The 15,733-nt window shown below is 54.5% G+C and carries 14 protein-coding genes and 3 pseudogenes; 10 read left to right on the forward strand and 7 right to left on the reverse strand.

The features are described from left to right. Positions 1-478 precede the first annotated feature (478 nt). Complete coding sequence (locus tag KMP13_RS06955; protein ID WP_215265072.1) at positions 479-1,165, reverse strand: D-lyxose/D-mannose family sugar isomerase; 687 nt, start codon at positions 1,163-1,165, stop codon at positions 479-481. Positions 1,166-1,326: 161 nt separating this feature from the next. On the opposite strand from KMP13_RS06955, the gene KMP13_RS06960 reads away from it, so the two are divergent. The 6 genes from KMP13_RS06960 (at position 1,327) to KMP13_RS06985 (ending at position 8,653) form a co-directional block, all read left to right on the forward strand. Continuing rightward, on the forward strand, positions 1,327-2,397 hold the full coding sequence (locus KMP13_RS06960) for a substrate-binding domain-containing protein (protein WP_215265074.1): 1,071 nt from the start codon (positions 1,327-1,329) through the stop codon (positions 2,395-2,397). Further along, complete coding sequence (locus KMP13_RS06965) at positions 2,394-3,740, forward strand: ABC transporter substrate-binding protein (protein ID WP_215265076.1); 1,347 nt, start codon at positions 2,394-2,396, stop codon at positions 3,738-3,740. The genes KMP13_RS06960 and KMP13_RS06965 overlap by 4 nt, the downstream gene beginning before the upstream one ends. A 68-nt stretch (positions 3,741-3,808) precedes the next feature. Continuing rightward, positions 3,809-5,101: a carbohydrate ABC transporter permease gene (locus tag KMP13_RS06970; protein WP_215265078.1), complete on the forward strand. Its 1,293-nt coding sequence runs from the start codon at positions 3,809-3,811 to the stop codon at positions 5,099-5,101. After that, complete coding sequence (locus KMP13_RS06975; RefSeq protein WP_215265080.1) at positions 5,098-6,330, forward strand: carbohydrate ABC transporter permease; 1,233 nt, start codon at positions 5,098-5,100, stop codon at positions 6,328-6,330. Before KMP13_RS06970 ends, KMP13_RS06975 begins: the two co-directional genes overlap by 4 nt. A gap of 3 nt (positions 6,331-6,333) precedes the next feature. Beyond that, positions 6,334-7,605 (forward strand): MGH1-like glycoside hydrolase domain-containing protein, encoded by a 1,272-nt coding sequence (locus KMP13_RS06980; protein ID WP_215265083.1) that lies wholly within the window; start codon positions 6,334-6,336, stop codon positions 7,603-7,605. Positions 7,606-7,627: 22 nt separating this feature from the next. Next, positions 7,628-8,653 carry an ABC transporter ATP-binding protein gene (locus KMP13_RS06985; protein ID WP_215265085.1) on the forward strand — a complete coding sequence of 342 codons (1,026 nt, stop codon included), beginning with the start codon at positions 7,628-7,630 and terminating at the stop codon, positions 8,651-8,653. A gap of 110 nt (positions 8,654-8,763) precedes the next feature. Here the strand turns inward: KMP13_RS06985 and KMP13_RS06990 are convergent. Beyond that, positions 8,764-8,937, reverse strand: a pseudogene (locus KMP13_RS06990) (ATP-binding protein); the annotation flags it as partial. A 40-nt stretch (positions 8,938-8,977) separates the two neighbouring features. Here KMP13_RS06990 and KMP13_RS06995 point away from each other — a divergent pair. Next, positions 8,978-9,376 carry a transposase gene (locus KMP13_RS06995; RefSeq protein WP_215265087.1) on the forward strand — a complete coding sequence of 133 codons (399 nt, stop codon included), beginning with the start codon at positions 8,978-8,980 and terminating at the stop codon, positions 9,374-9,376. A 287-nt stretch (positions 9,377-9,663) separates the two neighbouring features. On the opposite strand, the gene KMP13_RS20910 is transcribed toward KMP13_RS06995, so the two are convergent. Then, positions 9,664-9,837, reverse strand: coding sequence for an integrase core domain-containing protein (locus KMP13_RS20910; protein WP_215265089.1), 174 nt, complete (start codon positions 9,835-9,837; stop codon positions 9,664-9,666). On the opposite strand from KMP13_RS20910, the pseudogene KMP13_RS20420 reads away from it, so the two are divergent. Beyond that, a pseudogene (locus tag KMP13_RS20420) lies at positions 9,819-10,110 on the forward strand (transposase); the annotation flags it as partial. The gene KMP13_RS20910 and the pseudogene KMP13_RS20420 overlap by 19 nt on opposite strands. A 132-nt stretch (positions 10,111-10,242) precedes the next feature. Here KMP13_RS20420 and KMP13_RS07010 read toward each other — a convergent pair. Then, entirely contained in the window at positions 10,243-10,572 is a 330-nt protein-coding gene (locus KMP13_RS07010) for a DUF1244 domain-containing protein (RefSeq protein ID WP_251363718.1), read from the reverse strand. 390 nt (positions 10,573-10,962) lie between these two features. On the opposite strand from KMP13_RS07010, the gene pyk reads away from it, so the two are divergent. Further along, positions 10,963-12,408: a pyruvate kinase gene (gene pyk / locus KMP13_RS07015; RefSeq protein ID WP_215265093.1), complete on the forward strand. Its 1,446-nt coding sequence runs from the start codon at positions 10,963-10,965 to the stop codon at positions 12,406-12,408. Positions 12,409-12,592: 184 nt separating this feature from the next. Then, on the forward strand, positions 12,593-12,814 hold the full coding sequence (locus KMP13_RS07020) for a hypothetical protein (RefSeq protein ID WP_215265094.1): 222 nt from the start codon (positions 12,593-12,595) through the stop codon (positions 12,812-12,814). Positions 12,815-12,936: 122 nt separating this feature from the next. Here the strand turns inward: KMP13_RS07020 and KMP13_RS07025 are convergent, their stop codons facing one another. The 3 genes and pseudogenes from KMP13_RS07025 to KMP13_RS07035 form a co-directional block, all read right to left on the reverse strand. After that, the gene (locus KMP13_RS07025; RefSeq protein ID WP_215265095.1) at positions 12,937-13,530 is read right to left on the reverse strand and encodes a VPLPA-CTERM sorting domain-containing protein; all 594 of its coding nucleotides are present in this window, start codon (positions 13,528-13,530) and stop codon (positions 12,937-12,939) included. Between the two features lie 468 nt (positions 13,531-13,998). Then, positions 13,999-14,492: pseudogene (locus KMP13_RS07030) on the reverse strand (DDE-type integrase/transposase/recombinase); the annotation flags it as partial. 79 nt (positions 14,493-14,571) lie between these two features. Continuing rightward, positions 14,572-15,725 (reverse strand): IS3 family transposase gene (locus tag KMP13_RS07035; RefSeq protein ID WP_435370343.1). Its coding sequence is split into 2 segments (ribosomal slippage): positions 14,572-15,464 and positions 15,464-15,725, totalling 1,155 coding nucleotides; the frame shifts between segments, so codons are not numbered across the junction. Positions 15,726-15,733: the final 8 nt, after the last annotated feature.

The raw sequence follows: 15,733 nt of genomic DNA on the forward strand, positions 1-15,733 counted from the left end.
GCCAGAAACACTCTCTTATCAAATAACGCTATTTGGACCCATAGGCGCTGACGTCAGACAGTTTGGGTCTAATAATTCTGATTCGACAACAAGAACCGGATATTTCGACGGGTAACTTTGTCGCATTCAGGCTCCAGTCATCAGATCAGGAGACACATCATGCATCTCAAAGACAAAGTCGTAATCATCACTGGCGCAAGCAGCGGTATCGGTGCAGCCGTGTCGAATGCGCGTTGCATCAACTGCCGCCCCAACCATGTACGCCGATGACCCGAGCGAACCCATAGCATATCCACTCGTAGCCAGCCGTAAGACGTGGTCGCAGCCAATCCTGCAAGAAGTACTCCGTCATCATCTCGCACCGCCAGGTCAATCCGACCCTGTGAGTCTGAGTGGACGAGGCCCTTAAGTCCGCCAGTAGTGCTGTTTCCAAATCGCTCGAAAATCCGCTTTCAGGAGAAGCATCAGCAATCATCGTCTAGACCAGCCAAGTTCGGTAATCGCTAACCAACAAGTGCTTGGGTGCGTCGTCTTCTTCGATTTCGGCAAATCGACCAATCGGATCCCGGAAGATGTTGTCGGTTTCGTCGTCGTTGACCGTGGAAACCTCACCAATCAGAACATTGCCGCCATCGCCCCAAAATGCATGCCAATCGCCAGGCATAAGGGTGACGCTTTCACCAGGCTTAAGGCGCAGTTTTTCGCCGGGACCATAGTCGCGACGCAGACCATCACAGAGCACCGTGCCACCGGCTGTTTCGTCGAATCTGCCATCCGAGTCTGAGCCGAAAAGTTCGACCACCAACGTAGCTCCACCACGGTTGATGATGTCTTCGGCTTTTATGACGTGGGTGTGCATCGGACTAAGTTGGTCCTGCTTCGAAATAAGCAGTTTCTCCGCGTAGCACATTCCACCTCCCCGTTGCAGATCGGCCAAACGTCCGTTTCGCAGGGTGAACAAAAACAGTCCCATTTTGTCGAAATCACCGTCCCCATAGTCGGTGATATCCCAACCATTTTTGGCGTCAATTACAGCCGCTGCCTCCCTAGAACGCGCTTTGAATTCTTCGGGCGTCCAATAGGCCCAAGGCGGCAGAACGAACCCAAAGGAGCGCATCATGTCGTCAGATTCCGCAATAATATCGTTGATGCGTGAGCGTTTCATCTGTTTCAGTCCCATGTATTTGGTCGCGATTTATAAGGGGAATTACGCAATTATGCGATTCAATCGCTTCTTCCTACAACTAAAAATTACCATCCGAAACCGGTTTCGGTTGATTTGCGAAACCGGTTTCGGCTAGTGCTTCTTCCAATGGGAGGGAAACGATGTCTGGGAAGCCGGTCGGCTTAAAAGTACTTGCAGCACACCTTGACCTATCGGTCGGGACTGTGAGTCGCGCATTGAACAGTTATGCCGATATCAGTCCAGCAACCCGCGAGCGAGTGAAGCGCGTTGCAGACGAATTGGGTTATCGTGCCAACCAGACCGCTCGCAGCCTTTCCATAGGCACCCCTGAAACCATTGGTTATGTTTTGCCGCGCTACAGTAATTCGATTGCGCAGACGTTTGTTGCGCAGCTTTTGCAGGGGCTGGGCGAGGCAATGAGCATGCGGAACTGGGATGTGCTCGTGGCTCACGCAGACTCACCCAAGGATGAATTAGCGCAGATCGACCGATTGGTTCGCTCCGGTCGAGTGGGAGGGCTTGTGATGTCACGCCCACTGAAAAATGACCCGCGCATCCGCCTATTGCATGGGCTGGAGTGCCCTTTCGTAGTGCATGGTAGAACGGAGGCCAGTGACGATTATGCGTGGTTTGATGTGGACGGTGAAGATGCCTTTATCACTTCCGTTGACCACTTGGTCGGACTTGGTCACAGCCGCATTTCTTTTGTCGGCGCGCCTTTGCAATACCAGTTCACGCAAGACCGGTTGAACGGTTATAACAAAGCTGTCAAATCCAACGGATTGCCCGTCGATCCCGACCTGATCCAGATCGCGGATCTCAGCGATGATGGCGGCGAAATTGCCACTTCGATGTTGCTTGATCTGCCGGAGCCGCCGACGGCGATTGTGTGCGTGACTGACTCGATGGCGATTGGTGCCTTGGCGGCAATTCGAGCGCGCGGAATGCGGCCAGGTAAGGATGTTTCTGTGATTGGGTATGATGGGCTCAAGTTTGGCGTTCACACCAATCCACCGCTTACGACGATGGCGCAGCCGCTTGCACATGCGGGGCGCAGGTTAGGGGACATGTTGCTTGCGATCATCGACGGCGATGATCCGACCAAACACCAAGAATTGCAGCGCGCACAACTACTGCGCCGCGAGACCGACGGACCGTTAGGGAGGGTGGCGGGCCTAATAAACGTTTCAAAACGGGAGGAAATTCAATGAAACGCACTACACATCTAATGGCAGGTTTACTTGCCACAACCGTTCTTACAGGTGCCGCAAATGCGGACACGATCCGGTTTTGGACAATGGAAGTCCAGCCAGAGCGTATCGCCGTTCAGGAAGAGATGGTTGCAGGCTTTGAAGCTGCAACTGGCCACACTGTAGAGATCATCCCAGTCGAAGAATCCGACATCCAGGCACGCGCAACTGCTGCGTTTGCTGCTGGCGATTTGCCTGACGTCATCAACCTGACCGTTAGCCACATCCTGCCATACTCAGAAGCCGGTTTGCTGGATGCGGCTGCTGCAAGCGAAGTCATGGACAACCTCGGCATCGATACCTTCGCCGAAGGCCCAGTCGGAATGGCTATGTCTGACGGAGAGATCGTTGCTGTGCCGACCGATGGTTGGACCCAGCTTGTTGTTTTCCGCGCTGACTTGTTCCAAGCAGCCGGTCTTGAAGCACCGTCTTCTTTCGCTAACGTGCAAGCCGCAATGACAGCCCTGCACAACCCGCCCGAAATGTATGGCTTTGTCGCTGCGACCAAGATCGACGAAGGCTACATGATGCAGTTGATCGAGCACCTGTCGCTCGCTACTGGCTACTCACCGGTTAACGCCGACGGTTCCATCAACGAAGACATTACGCATCTGGTTGAGCTTCTTGAGCTTTATCAAGACCTAGTTGCGAATTCGCCCGAAGGTGATTTGTACTGGTCCCAGTCCCGTGAGCTGTACCTTGATGGCAAAGCCGCGATGGTGATCTGGTCCCCGTCCATTTTGGACGAACTTGGCGGCCTGCGTGACAGTGCGCCAGTCACCATCGACGATGATCCTATGACGACTGCTTTGGCGGAAATGACCGGTTTCTCGACCGTGATTTCCGGCCCTGGGAATGCAGATGGCGCTGCCTATGCTGACGTGCGCTACCTCGGAATTTCGGCTGACGCCAACACGAGTGTCGCACAGGAATTCGTTGAGTACGTTATGTCCAAGGGCTACAGCCAATGGCTGTCACAGGCTCCGGAGGGCAAGTTCCCAGTACGTCGCGGCGCAGAAACTGGCGACACATCTTATGAGATGGCCTGGGCTGGTCTGGACGTTGGTGTAGATCGCAAAGCGCCGCTGGGTGACATCTACCCACAGTCAGTCATCGACGACATCGTTGAAGGCCTCTCTGTAGGTGACCGCTGGGGTGTGGCTGACGGCCAACTCGCCACAGCGTCCAAAATCGTGAACTCCCAAGTTATGTCGCGCGTTATTCGTGAGATGACAGATGGTGATCTTTCGGTTCAGGAAGCTGCGGACAAGATCGTCGCAGAGCATATGGCTCTTGATCTGTAAGCAATACTAACAGGCGGAGCGGAAACCTCCGCGCCGCCGTCTTTACCCCTAATGATCTGGATTAGATGATGTCGGATGATCGCCCGCCACAGCCCCCCAAGGGTATAGGACCGCTTGCCAAACGTGAAATGCGTTTTGCCTATATGATGCTGTTGCCGACGTTCGCAATCGTGTTGTCCGTTGTCCTGTTCCCGCTATTTGCCAACGTCTGGATCAGCTTCAAGCCGGTCACGCTGGGTGATCTGCGCGCGCCATCGATCCTCGTGAACGAACGCCTCATGGGCGATGTTGAGGCCGTGGGCGACGAGGCCGACATCCGTTACCGCATCCGAAATTCCTCCCGTCAAAGCGACATCGCAGCGGTCTTCATGACCGATGAATTGCCAGCGACATTGGACATTCTGAACGTCGATGAGCGCTGTACTTTGGACGGTCGTGTTTTGGACTGTGACCTCGGCGATTACGAAGCGGGAAAACGCGAAGACCTCATCGTGCGCGTGTCCGCAACGCAGGCCTTCTTGGACGCCCCCATCAACGTCAAAGACACCGAAGCCGCGTTTGAATTTGACCCCGAAAACGTACTGATAAACGATGATTTCACGCTCGATAACTTCCGAAAGGTTTTCAACGGATCTGACTTTTGGCCGGTACTTTGGGCGTCACTCTATTACACTATCGCGGGCACCATTGGTGCCTTGGTGATGGGCTTGTTTGCAGCACAGTTGATGAACATGACATTCCGAGGGCGCGGCTTCTTGCGGGGACTATATCTTTCCCCATACGTCGCCCCCGTGATTGCAGTCGCCCTCGCGTGGGTGCTGCTGCTGGATCCGGGGCCAGGCGGAACGCTTAACGCGCTGCTAATTCAGCTTGGCGTCATCTACGGCCCGATCAACTTCCTCGGTCAGCGCGTTGCCGAAATCCGCTTCCTTGGCCTGTCGTTTGATTTTCCCGTCGCCCTTACGGTCGTGATTATCTTTGAAATCTGGCGCTATTTTCCGCTGGCGATGCTGTTTATCCTTGCGCGGATGCAGTCGGTGTCCACAGATGTTTACGAGGCCGCGGAAATCGACGGCGCGACGCCGCTCCAGCAATTTCGGTTCATTTCACTGCCGCAGCTGGCGGGCATTATGGCGGTCTTGTTCCTGCTGCGCTTTATCTGGACGTTTAACAAATTCGACGACATCTTCCTACTGACGGGTGGTGCTGCTGGCACGCGGACCCTGACGGTGAACGTCTATGAACAGGCCTTTGCTGTGTCCAACCTTGGAGCCGGTGCAGCCGTGGCGGTGGTCGTGTTCCTGATCTTGCTGGTCTTTTCAGTGATCTTCTTCAAATTCTCACCGGAGGACGACGCATGAGCCGTTTCGGGAATATCTTCTACCTCTGCCTGCTATTCGGAGCTCTTTGGGGGGCAATCGCCACGACGCTGATCACCCTTCTGGCGCTGTTCATCTCTGGTGAATTGTTTCAGCCACAGGTGACAGCAGGAGCACTTGCCGGGCTTGTCGCCGCTGGGGTGCTGGCGGGTATGGCACCTGAGAAGCGCACGCTTGGCATTCGAGCCCTAAGCGCAATTGCCTTCGTGCTTGTCCTAACTGTTGCATCCGGCGCGGAACCCTTAGGCCTGCCTATCTCAACCTTCTCGTTTGGACAATTGATCGCCGTTGTCGTGACGGCTTGGCTGGTTATTTACGCGATCCATGCGACAGCCTTCGGCTTGGGTCCCAACCGGGAAGGCCGCTATAATGTCGAAGTTATCTGCCTGCGGTTTATCAAGGGGTTCGGCCTCGTCGCATTCACCATTGCCGTCGCCCTACCGTTCTTTGTCATGGTGATGATGAGCCTAAAGAACCAGCAAATGTTGCTGTCCAACCCGCTCGATTTTTCAATCAATTTCGAACAGGGGTTCAAGGCGCTATTGCGCAGCTACATTGAACTGTTCACCCAGTATCATTTCGGCAGCTATCTGATGAACTCAGCACTTGTGTCAGTGATTACTGTCCTCGTCACGCTATTCTTTGCGGTTCCGGGGGCCTACGCGGTGGCGCGTCTGAAATTCCCGGGCCAACATTTTCTCAGCCGTTCGATTTTGTTGATCTATATGGTGCCGATGATCGTTTTAGTGATCCCGCTTTATGCGATTTTCAGTCAGCTGGGGATGCGCAATACGCTTTGGGGCCTGATGCTAGTTTACCCGGCAACCACTATCCCCGTCGCGCTTTACATGCTTCAGGGTTACTTTCGCGGTATTCCTGCCGAGCTTGAAGAAGCTGGTTTGATGGATGGGCTTAGCCGCCTAAATGTGATCCGAAAGATCACCCTACCGCTTGCCTTGCCTGCTATGGCATCCGTCGCTCTTTATGTCTTCATGATCGCTTGGAACGAATTCCTCTTCGCGTTCATGTTCCTCGACAACGTCGATCTTTACACTCTGTCACGCGGGATTGCTGAGCTGAACTCCTCCGAGGTTCCACGCCAGCACCTTATGGCGGGTGCCGTGATCGCAACAGTTCCTGTCTTGGCGCTTTTCTTATGGTTCGAACGCTTCCTGGTCGCGGGTCTCACCGCTGGCAGCGTAAAAGGTTAAATGATGTCTCTCAAACAACTAGCTATAGATACACTTGCCAAGAATGACCGCGGCGGTTTCACGATCCCGACGGCAGGGCTCTATCCCTACCAATGGAATTGGGACTCTGCGTTCTGTGCCCTTGGCATCGCGACCTACGATATGGATCGCGCATGGGCTGAAATCACGTCCTTGATCGAAGGCCAATGGCCGAACGGTATGATCCCCAGCATCATCTTTCGCAGCGATGACCCTGACTATTTTCCTGGCCCTTCTCGCTGGGGAAAAACGCACGGCACGATCCCATCAACAGGGGTGTCACAGCCGCCGGTTTTGGCGACAGTTGTGCGCCAGATTACCGAAGGCCCAAGTGGGGCAGTTCGCCGGGCAGAAGTGTTCGATGCGATTTTCGCATGGCACAAGTGGTTCCACGATGCACGGACCGCGAATGGCATCGTTGCCACGGTCCACCCTTGGGAAACCGGACGTGACAATTGCCCAGAATGGAACATCGGTCTTGATCAGATGGAGATCGCTACTGATTTGCCGCCCTACCAGCGGATGGACAACAAACACATCAATCCAGAATACCGCCCGACGCAGGAGCAATACGACAAGTACTTAACAATCGTACATTTCGGCGATAGCATCGATTGGGACCAGCGTCGCTTGACGGACGAGGGGCCGTTCTTGATGGCCGACCCCAATATCCACTTCGTTTTACTGCGGGCTGACAAAGACTTGCTGGCGATGGCCAAAGAGATGTGCAAACCTGCACAGGTCTGTGACCAGATCGCTGCATGGATAGCCAAAGGTGAGGCCGCAACCGACTATCTGTGGAACGAAGACCTCGGCACTTTCACCGCCCGCGATATTCGTACCGGTACGTTCTCAACCGGGTTCAGCAATTGCAGCGCATTGTGTTTTTACGCGGACAGCGGAACATCCCACCAGTGGGCACGCACCGCGGACAACCTGCGTCAGATTGCGAGCAAGGTAGATTACATGCTGCCCAGTTGGGATCCGGATTCGCCTGACTTTGAGGCGCAGCGTTATTGGTGTGGTCCTGTCTGGCCGCAAATGAATTACATGACGGCCCGAGGGCTTGCCGAGCAGGGTGAAGCAGAGTTGGCGAGTAAGGTCCGAAACGATCTGCGCCGCGCGATTGAAAAATCGGGGTTTTGGGAATGCTTCAACCCATTGACCGGCGAAGGGTGCGTTGGATCTAATTTTTCATGGACTGCGGCTGTTTGGCTGTCATGGCAACACGAAACAAAGCTTGAAGGCGTGGCCTGAGGCCAACCAAAGGAAATAAATTATGGGTTCTATCAGCCTCAAATCTGTCGAAAAATGGTTCGGCGACGTCCAAGTAATCAAAGGCATTGACCTTGATATTCTCGACGGAGAATTGATCATTTTTGTAGGTCCATCGGGATGCGGCAAATCTACACTATTGCGCATGATCTCGGGATTGGAAGAAACCAGTCGCGGCCAGATCATGCTGGATGGCAATGACGTCACCCACAAAGTTCCGTCCGAGCGCGAGCTGTCGATGGTGTTCCAGTCCTACGCGCTTTATCCGCACATGAGCGTCGAAGACAACGTTGGTTTCGCCCTCAAGACCGCAGGCGCGCCGAAGTCCGAAATCGACGAGAAAGTTAACAACGCTGCAAAAATCTTGAAGCTTGATGCGTACATGGATCGCCGTCCTAAGGACCTGTCCGGCGGTCAGCGCCAGCGCGTCGCCATTGGCCGCGCGATTGTGCGTGAACCCAAAGGCTTTCTGTTCGACGAACCGCTTTCCAACCTTGATGCGTCCTTACGTGTGGATATGCGGTTTGAAATTGCCCGTCTGCACAAAGCGCTTGAAACGACGATGGTCTATGTGACCCATGATCAAGTCGAAGCGATGACGCTGGCGGACCGGATTGTCGTTCTGAAGGACGGTTTGATCATGCAGGTCGGTAGCCCACGTGAACTCTATGAGAAGCCGGACAACGTGTTTGTGGCACAGTTTATCGGTAGTCCTAAAATGAACCTGATAACCTGCAGCACTACTGACGGATTTACGGGGCGTCCAGACCTCAAACCCGGCGCAGTGCAGCTTGGTACCCGGCCTGAACATATTGGTTTGGTCGATCAGGGCGCGGGTCATTGTGATGGCGTAGTACAGGTCAGCGAATACCTTGGTGCGGACTTTCTCCATTACATTGATTGTGGGCCGCTTGGGCTTTTGACTGTCCGAACCTCGGGAACGTTTCCAGACATCGAGGGACAGACCGTTGGTCTGAAATTCGAGACTGAGAATCTGCACTTCTTTGGAGTAGATGAACAAGCGCTCTGAATTGAAGCGCCAGTCGCGCGGATTTCTGTGAGTTCACCTGTTGAATGTCATTGAGAACTGACCCGGTATTGTCACCGAGATTTGACCCGTTCTTAGTTATGTATCGGCGGCTATGCTTTGGTCAATGTGGCGGTCTCCTTTGCAACCTCTGAGCTTTCTTTGAAGCGGTAGCTGTCGTTTCCGGTTTCAGGGATGTGGCAGCGGTGAGTAAGTCGGTCGAGCAGTGCCGTTGTCATCTTTGCGCCGCCAAAGACGTGCGGCAATTCGCTGAATCTGAGATTGGTCGGCTTGCGCTAATGGTATGTGGCCAAGGCAGATGCCGACATGCAGCGCTTGATGGAAATCCCTGGCGTCGGCCCAACGATTGCCAGCGCCCTTGTGGCCGCCGTTGGAACCGGCAGCAGCTTTGCCAAAGAGCGCGATCATGCCGCATGGCTTGGTCTCGCGCCACAGCAGATCACCACAGGTGGAAAAGCCAAGCTGATCGGCATCTCAAAACACGGCAACCGATACCTCCGCAAATTGTTCATCCATGGGGCGCGGACCGTTCTGCATCTCGTGCGGGATCGAACATCGCCTATAGCGCAATGGGCAGATGGGCTGAAAGAGCGGGCGCACGTGAATGTCGCTGCCGTTGCCATGGCCAACAAGATGGCGCGGATCGCCTGGGCGGTATTGACGAAAGGCGAGCGGTATCGTCCCGCGGCGCTTGTGGGCGCATAGACAAGCAACCGCGCAACGAGAAACATAGAAATCTGCGAGCGAGGAGGAGATGGACCAACGACCAATCGGCGCCTTGTCAGTCTGACGGGGAGCATGGCCCCCAAGAGTGCCGATGAGCTAACGAGACCCAGGACGCGCGACTTCCGATCTTGGTCAGGGGCAAATCGAATGGCTCCATCGAAAGACCAAATACATAGAAGCAGGGTCAAAGGGACATCAACAAAACACTTGCAGGGGAAGGCAGTTCATACATACCGCCCCGAAATTTGGACAAGATTTGGCGTAAATTAAGCTACTCTTTGCACCTGCTGTTCTGTTTGGGTTGTGTCATGTCTCTGCCAGTAGATCACAGCGGGCGGTTTGCCGCCAAGGGCGGAATGAGGATGCTTGTGGTTGTAGAACGCGATCCACTTTCTGACGCCTGCGTTGGCATCTGATCCGGTTGGTGAGCAGTTTGCCAAAGGTGGAATGGTTGTTGGGGGGGGCGCGGATATGATGCCGGCTGGTTCAGAGAAGCGTTGAAAGACAAAGAGATACGCGCATGTAGTCCCGACCGGAAACAGCGGAACAAAACCAATAAATACGACAAGCGCCGATAGAAACGGCGCAACCGGATCGAGATCATGTTCGGCAGGCTCAGGGACTGGCGGCGTGTGGCAACCCGCTACGGCCGCTGCCCGAAGGTCTTCCTGTCACCCATCGCCCTCGCTGCAACCATCATCTATTGGCTATGAGGACTGAACCTAACAGTGTTAGTGTCCGGCGCCTACCTCTTGGGTTGAGGTTAAGTCAATTATTGATTGCATTTTCTTTTGCGGTAAAGGCGGTACTGCACCGCCTTCGATCATTGGCGTATACCCAGAATGTCACCCTTGGTCGGTGACGTTTTCTTTGAAGGCGACGTCAAAAACGGCCTGTTTGTCCGTATTGGCGTCGGTCTGATAATTGGCCTTCCAATCGTGCATGGTCATGCCATAAAAAATCTTGCGCGCGGAATTCTTGTCCAGATCGATACCGCGTTCATTTGCGGCCTCTTGATACCAGCGCGACAGGCAATTGCGACAAAAGCCGGCCAGATTCATCATATCGATGTTTTGCACATCGGTGCGATCCTGCATCAGATGCTGTTGCAGGCGGCGAAAGGCGGCGGCTTGCAATTCGATCTCGGTTTGGGGGTCGATATTTGGCGTGTCCATGGTGCTCTCCAACGGAAATCAGTGCTGCTGCAAAGGGTATCAGGCGGGGCAGGTTCGGGCAATGGGATCACAAAAGCCTGACCCAAGCGGCTGCCCGTCTAGGGTGATTTACGTGTAGCGTCCATTAAGAAATGGTCGGGCCGGTGATGTGCTTGTGCCATGGTAAAGAAAACGTGGAATATGTCATCGGGCTGTCATCCTTAAGTGGTGGATCGTTACAGGAGTTGCCAGATAAATGGATTTGCGCGATAAGGGCCGCGATGATGTTTGCGATAACATCCCCGCGCGTGCACAGGCACTAGCTGCGAGGCGGCCGCTGAGCCAGCCGATCATTGAGACGGCTGGAGCGAGCTGGGGCCGACGAAGCCCGAAACACGAAGGAGAACGTCGATGCGACGACAGCGTAACGTAAAGATCGTGGCCACACTTGGCCCGGCTTCCAATGACTATGACACCATCCGCGCTTTGCACGAGGCAGGGGCAGATGTGTTCCGTCTGAACATGTCGCACGGCAGCCATGATGAGATCGCCGAGCGTCACAAGATCATCCGCAAGATCGAAGCGGACCTGGACAGCCCGATTGCCATCCTGGCCGACCTGCAAGGTCCGAAACTGCGTGTTGGCGTATTTGCCAATGATGCGGAAGAGCTGGAAGAGGGTGCAAGCTTTCGCATGGATCTGGACACGACACCGGGTGATGTGACCCGCGTGAACCTGCCCCACCCCGAGATTTTCCAAGCGCTTGAGGCCGGTGCCTCGCTCTTGGTCAACGATGGTAAGATCCGCCTGAAGGTCGACCGCTGCGGCAAAGATTTTGCCGATTGCACCGTCATCACCGGTGGCACCATCTCCAACCGCAAGGGCGTGAACGTTCCTGACGTGGTTCTGCCCCTGGCGGCTCTGTCGGAAAAAGACCGAGCGGATCTGGAATTCGTCTGTGCGCTGGGTGTGGACTGGCTGGCGCTGTCCTTTGTGCAGCGTGCCAAGGACGTGTTTGAAGCCAAAGGTCTGGCCGATGGGCGCGCCGCAATCGTCGCCAAAATCGAAAAGCCAGCGGCTGTCGACAATATCGACGAGATTCTGGATGCCTCTGATGGTATCATGGTGGCTCGTGGCGATCTGGGTGTGGAACTGCCGGTCTCTGCCGTGCCTCCGATCCAGAAACGTTTGGTGCGCAAGTGCCGCAACGCCGCCAAGCCGGTGATCGTTGCGACGCAGATGCTGGAAAGCATGATCGAAAGCCCGATGCCAACCCGCGCAGAGGTGTCCGACGTTGCGACCGCGATCTATGAAGGCACCGATGCCATCATGCTGAGCGCGGAATCAGCGGCCGGCCAGTATCCGATCGAAGCGGTTGAGACCATGGACAAGGTTGCCAAAGAGGTCGAAGCCGACCCCACCTATCGCGACATCATCGACGCGTCACGTTCTGCCAAAGGGACAACCATTGCCGATGGCATCGTGGCCGCCGCTCGTGAGATCGCTGAGAAGACCGACATCAAGGCGATTGCCTGCTACACCCAAAGCGGTACCACCGCGCTGTTGACCTCGCGTGAGCGTCCGGCGGTTCCGATTCTGGCAATGACGCCGATGATTGACACTGCCCGACGCATGGCGTTGAGCTGGGGGTGTAACTGCATCCAGGCGGATTCGGTTGACCGTTTCAAAGGCGCCGTTGTGGGCGCTGTGCGCGCCGCACGCGCAGGTGGATTTGCCAACGAAGGCGACCAGATCGTTGTGACCGCCGGTGTGCCTTTTAACGTTGCTGGTACAACCAACATTCTGCGTATCGCGCCGTGCGATGAGCGTCAGATCTATTCGACTGATCCAGAGTAGAACGCCGCAAATTGCTAAAATTTGGACCGCCGCAGGTTGTATGCTTGCGGCGGTCTTTTTGTTATAATTGAGGCAGAACTGCCGCAGTAAAGAAGCGTTTTCATTACACTTTTTCCAATCCATTGCTGGAGGCGGGGAAAGTTTGATAGCCTTGCTCGCAGGTATGATTGTTGGGGAACCTGTTATGGATCCGGATCTTTGTCTGATTGTTGGATTGGCACTTGGATTGTTGTCGCTGCCGGCCTTGTTGTCCGCCATCAGCGACTCGCGCGCGCCGCGTGGGGGCGGGCTGACATTGTTGGTGGCTGCGGGGCTGGTGGCCTATGCGGTGAACCAGAAACCGGGCGGCTATTCCTTTGAACAAATCCCGGATGTGTTTTTTGGCGTTATCGGCGGGATCTTCTGACGCTCGGCTAGGCTACGTCACAACCAGAACATCTAAACAGCGGTTTGCAACGTAAAAAAGGGGCACAGATGCGCCCCTTTTTGGTGTTATAGGCATCGTCCAGACCTGTCGTATTGATCCGCTTAGACGGTCTTTTTACGACGGCGCAGAACCGCAAAGGCACCGAGAGCGGCAGCCATCAAAGGAAAGCCAGCCGGCAGAGGCACAGGTGCGATTTCTGCAATTGCGCCAACAGGACCTGCAAATGTGTAGCTTTCTGCAGGACGGCTTGCACGTGACCCTTCGCTGAAGGAAACTTCGGTGAAGGCCGTGTCAGACGCAAAGCCAAAGAACCCTTCGGTAAAGGTCGAGGGCAGCTCTTGGTCCAGCTCGATAAGCTCATCGCCAATTGTGACTGAGATCGAAATGCCAGAGCCTGCGCCCACGGGCGACAGATCAAAGGTTGCACCAAAGCCGATCAGGGGGGCATCAAAACTCAGCACTGTATCAGGTGCATCATCTTGATCGATCCGGTCCGTCACCAGCCCGTTGGAGATGGAAATATCATCCCCGGACAAAGTCAGGCCACTGTCATCGGACGACAGGTCAAAACTTGTGGTAGTTGAGAAAAATGAGTCAAAGGCGGCTTCATCTGTAAAGAACTGAAACGTTGCGGCCCTTGCTGTTGTTGTTGTTGTCGCAGCGATAACAAGCGCTGCTGCAAAGAGGTGTTTCATCGTTTAGTTGATCCTGCGATTAAATTAAGAGCGGGTACTTAGGTAACAATGTGCCGCCGCATCAACGCCTGGATCTTTTGGACGTCTAGAGAACGACAAACTTATTAAAAACTGATGTTCTACTTCCGGAAGTAATACACGCTTCCTAGAGTTTTTCTACACGGTTTGAGTGGCGAGTAACGTGAATCTTACTCTTTGTTTTTCGCTTTTCGATAAATTTATCGTTTTGAATGTGTTTTTAGCCAAAATCTAAATTCCTTGTCGCTTCACCACGCTTGAGGTACGTCAAGTTGTGGGCGCAGCAAGCCGCAGATGGTGTGAGGCGGACCATAAAGGAAGACAAAACTGATCCAAAGACACGTCGGCGGCGCTATGAGGCGCCGGGCATGTGCTACGAATCAAATCATCTGCGGGTGTCTCAGATTGTCTGGCAATTCCCGCATTTTTAATGGGGCTCAGCTATAGAATTCATGCGGCTGTTTTCAGTTTCATTGCGGACGTTACCCCACCGATTGCCATTTTGGGTCGCTCGTTGTTGTAAGTCCAGAGCCATTTTGTTGCTTGGTTCTGTGCCTCCTCAATTGTTTCGATGATGTATTGACCCAACTACTCGTCCCACTGTCGGCAGTCGAAACGAAGTTTCGATGAGAGGGGCGAACGGAGCGGTTATAGCGCTCGATGTACGCGTTCTGCTGGGGCTTGCTAGGTTAGATGCATGCAAGCCTGATGTTGCGCTTTTCGGCCCAAGCCATCAGTTTTCCACTGACATATTCTGGGCCGTTATCGACGCATATCGTCTGCGGTTGACCTCGCGATTCAATGATCTGATTCAAGCTGCGCGCAACCCGCTCTGCGGGCAGCGAGAAGTCCACTTCAATGCATAGGCCTTCACGATTGACGTCATCCAGCACGTTTAGTGTCCTGATCGTACGACCGTCTGCCAATTGATCTGCCATGAAATCCCCTCTCGGCGATGCAAGCATCGCCTGCCGGGCAGGGATATGAGCTACTCCCCAATCCTTGGACAGGATCTGGCGTGATTTAAGCTACTCTTTGCACCTGCTGATCGGGGTTGGTTGTGTCATTTCTCTGCCAATAGATCACAGCGGGTGGTTTGCCGCCAAGGGCGGAATGAGGACGCTTGTGGTTGTAGAACGCGATCCACTTTCTGACACCCGCCTTGGCCTCTGATTCAGTTTCCCAGGCGTGCAGGTAGACGCATTCATACTTCAGCGAGCGCCACAGCCGTTCGACAAAGATATTGTCGAGGAAACGGCCTTTGCCATCCATCGAGATGCGCACGTTTGAGGGCCGCAATCTGTCCGTCCACACAAACGACGTGATCTGGCTGCCTTGATCGGTGTTCATAATGCCTGGTACACCGAACTTGTGGATCGCTTCATTCAAGGCATCGACACAGAACTCGGCTTCCAGCGTGTTCGAGATGCGCCACGCCAGTACCTTCCGCGTGTGCCAGTCCATGATGGCGACCAAATATAGGAACCCACGCCGCATCGGCAGGTACGTGATGTCGGCGCACCAAACTTGGTTGGGCCGACCCACGTGCAAGCCGCGCAATAGATAAGGGTAAATCTTGTGACCCTTCGCTGCCTTGCTGGTGTTGGGCTTCTGGTAGATCGGCATAAGGCCCATCAGCCGCATCAAGCGTCTGAACCGCTTCTCGTTGACGAGGTGGTCGTCATTGCGCAGGTGCCATGTCATCTGACGTACGCTGTAAAACGGGGTTTCCAAGAACTGCTTATCGATCAGGCGCATCAGACCGAGGTTCATTTCCGTCTCGCCCTTCGGCTCATAGTAAAACGACGACCGTGAGATCGACAGCAGCTTGCACTGCTTGCTGACTGACAGACCTTTTAGGTTCGGCTCAATCATCTTGCGCCTCACTTGCCGGCCCAAGGTTTGAGCTTTCTGGCCAAAAAATCGTTGGCGACGGCCAACTTCCCAATCTTGGCGTGCAGGTCTTTGACCTGCTCCTCATCAACTTCCGGTGCCGTCCGCCCGCCGCGCTCAAATACGCCGGAAGCGCCTTCAAGTAATGCGCGTTTCCATTGATGGATCATCGTTGGATGCACGCCAAACCGACTGGCCAACTCGCTGACCGTCTCCTTGCCTTTCAGTGCTTCCAATGCGACCTTGGCCTTAAACTCAGGGTGATGTTGCTTGTCTGACGTCAGCGCCTATG

This window comes from Epibacterium ulvae (assembly GCF_018678075.1).
GTDB classification, from domain to species: domain Bacteria; phylum Pseudomonadota; class Alphaproteobacteria; order Rhodobacterales; family Rhodobacteraceae; genus Epibacterium; species Epibacterium ulvae_A.

Coding starts and splice junctions, on each gene's coding strand:
- KMP13_RS06955 (WP_215265072.1), bottom strand. CDS start 1,165: ATGAAACGCTCACGCATCAACGATATTATTGCGGAATCTGACGACATG.
- KMP13_RS06960 (WP_215265074.1), top strand. CDS start 1,327: ATGTCTGGGAAGCCGGTCGGCTTAAAAGTACTTGCAGCACACCTTGAC.
- KMP13_RS06965 (WP_215265076.1), top strand. CDS start 2,394: ATGAAACGCACTACACATCTAATGGCAGGTTTACTTGCCACAACCGTT.
- KMP13_RS06970 (WP_215265078.1), top strand. CDS start 3,809: ATGTCGGATGATCGCCCGCCACAGCCCCCCAAGGGTATAGGACCGCTT.
- KMP13_RS06975 (WP_215265080.1), top strand. CDS start 5,098: ATGAGCCGTTTCGGGAATATCTTCTACCTCTGCCTGCTATTCGGAGCT.
- KMP13_RS06980 (WP_215265083.1), top strand. CDS start 6,334: ATGTCTCTCAAACAACTAGCTATAGATACACTTGCCAAGAATGACCGC.
- KMP13_RS06985 (WP_215265085.1), top strand. CDS start 7,628: ATGGGTTCTATCAGCCTCAAATCTGTCGAAAAATGGTTCGGCGACGTC.
- KMP13_RS06995 (WP_215265087.1), top strand. CDS start 8,978: ATGCAGCGCTTGATGGAAATCCCTGGCGTCGGCCCAACGATTGCCAGC.
- KMP13_RS07010 (WP_251363718.1), bottom strand. CDS start 10,572: ATGGACACGCCAAATATCGACCCCCAAACCGAGATCGAATTGCAAGCC.
- pyk (WP_215265093.1), top strand. CDS start 10,963: ATGCGACGACAGCGTAACGTAAAGATCGTGGCCACACTTGGCCCGGCT.
- KMP13_RS07020 (WP_215265094.1), top strand. CDS start 12,593: ATGGATCCGGATCTTTGTCTGATTGTTGGATTGGCACTTGGATTGTTG.
- KMP13_RS07025 (WP_215265095.1), bottom strand. CDS start 13,530: ATGAAACACCTCTTTGCAGCAGCGCTTGTTATCGCTGCGACAACAACA.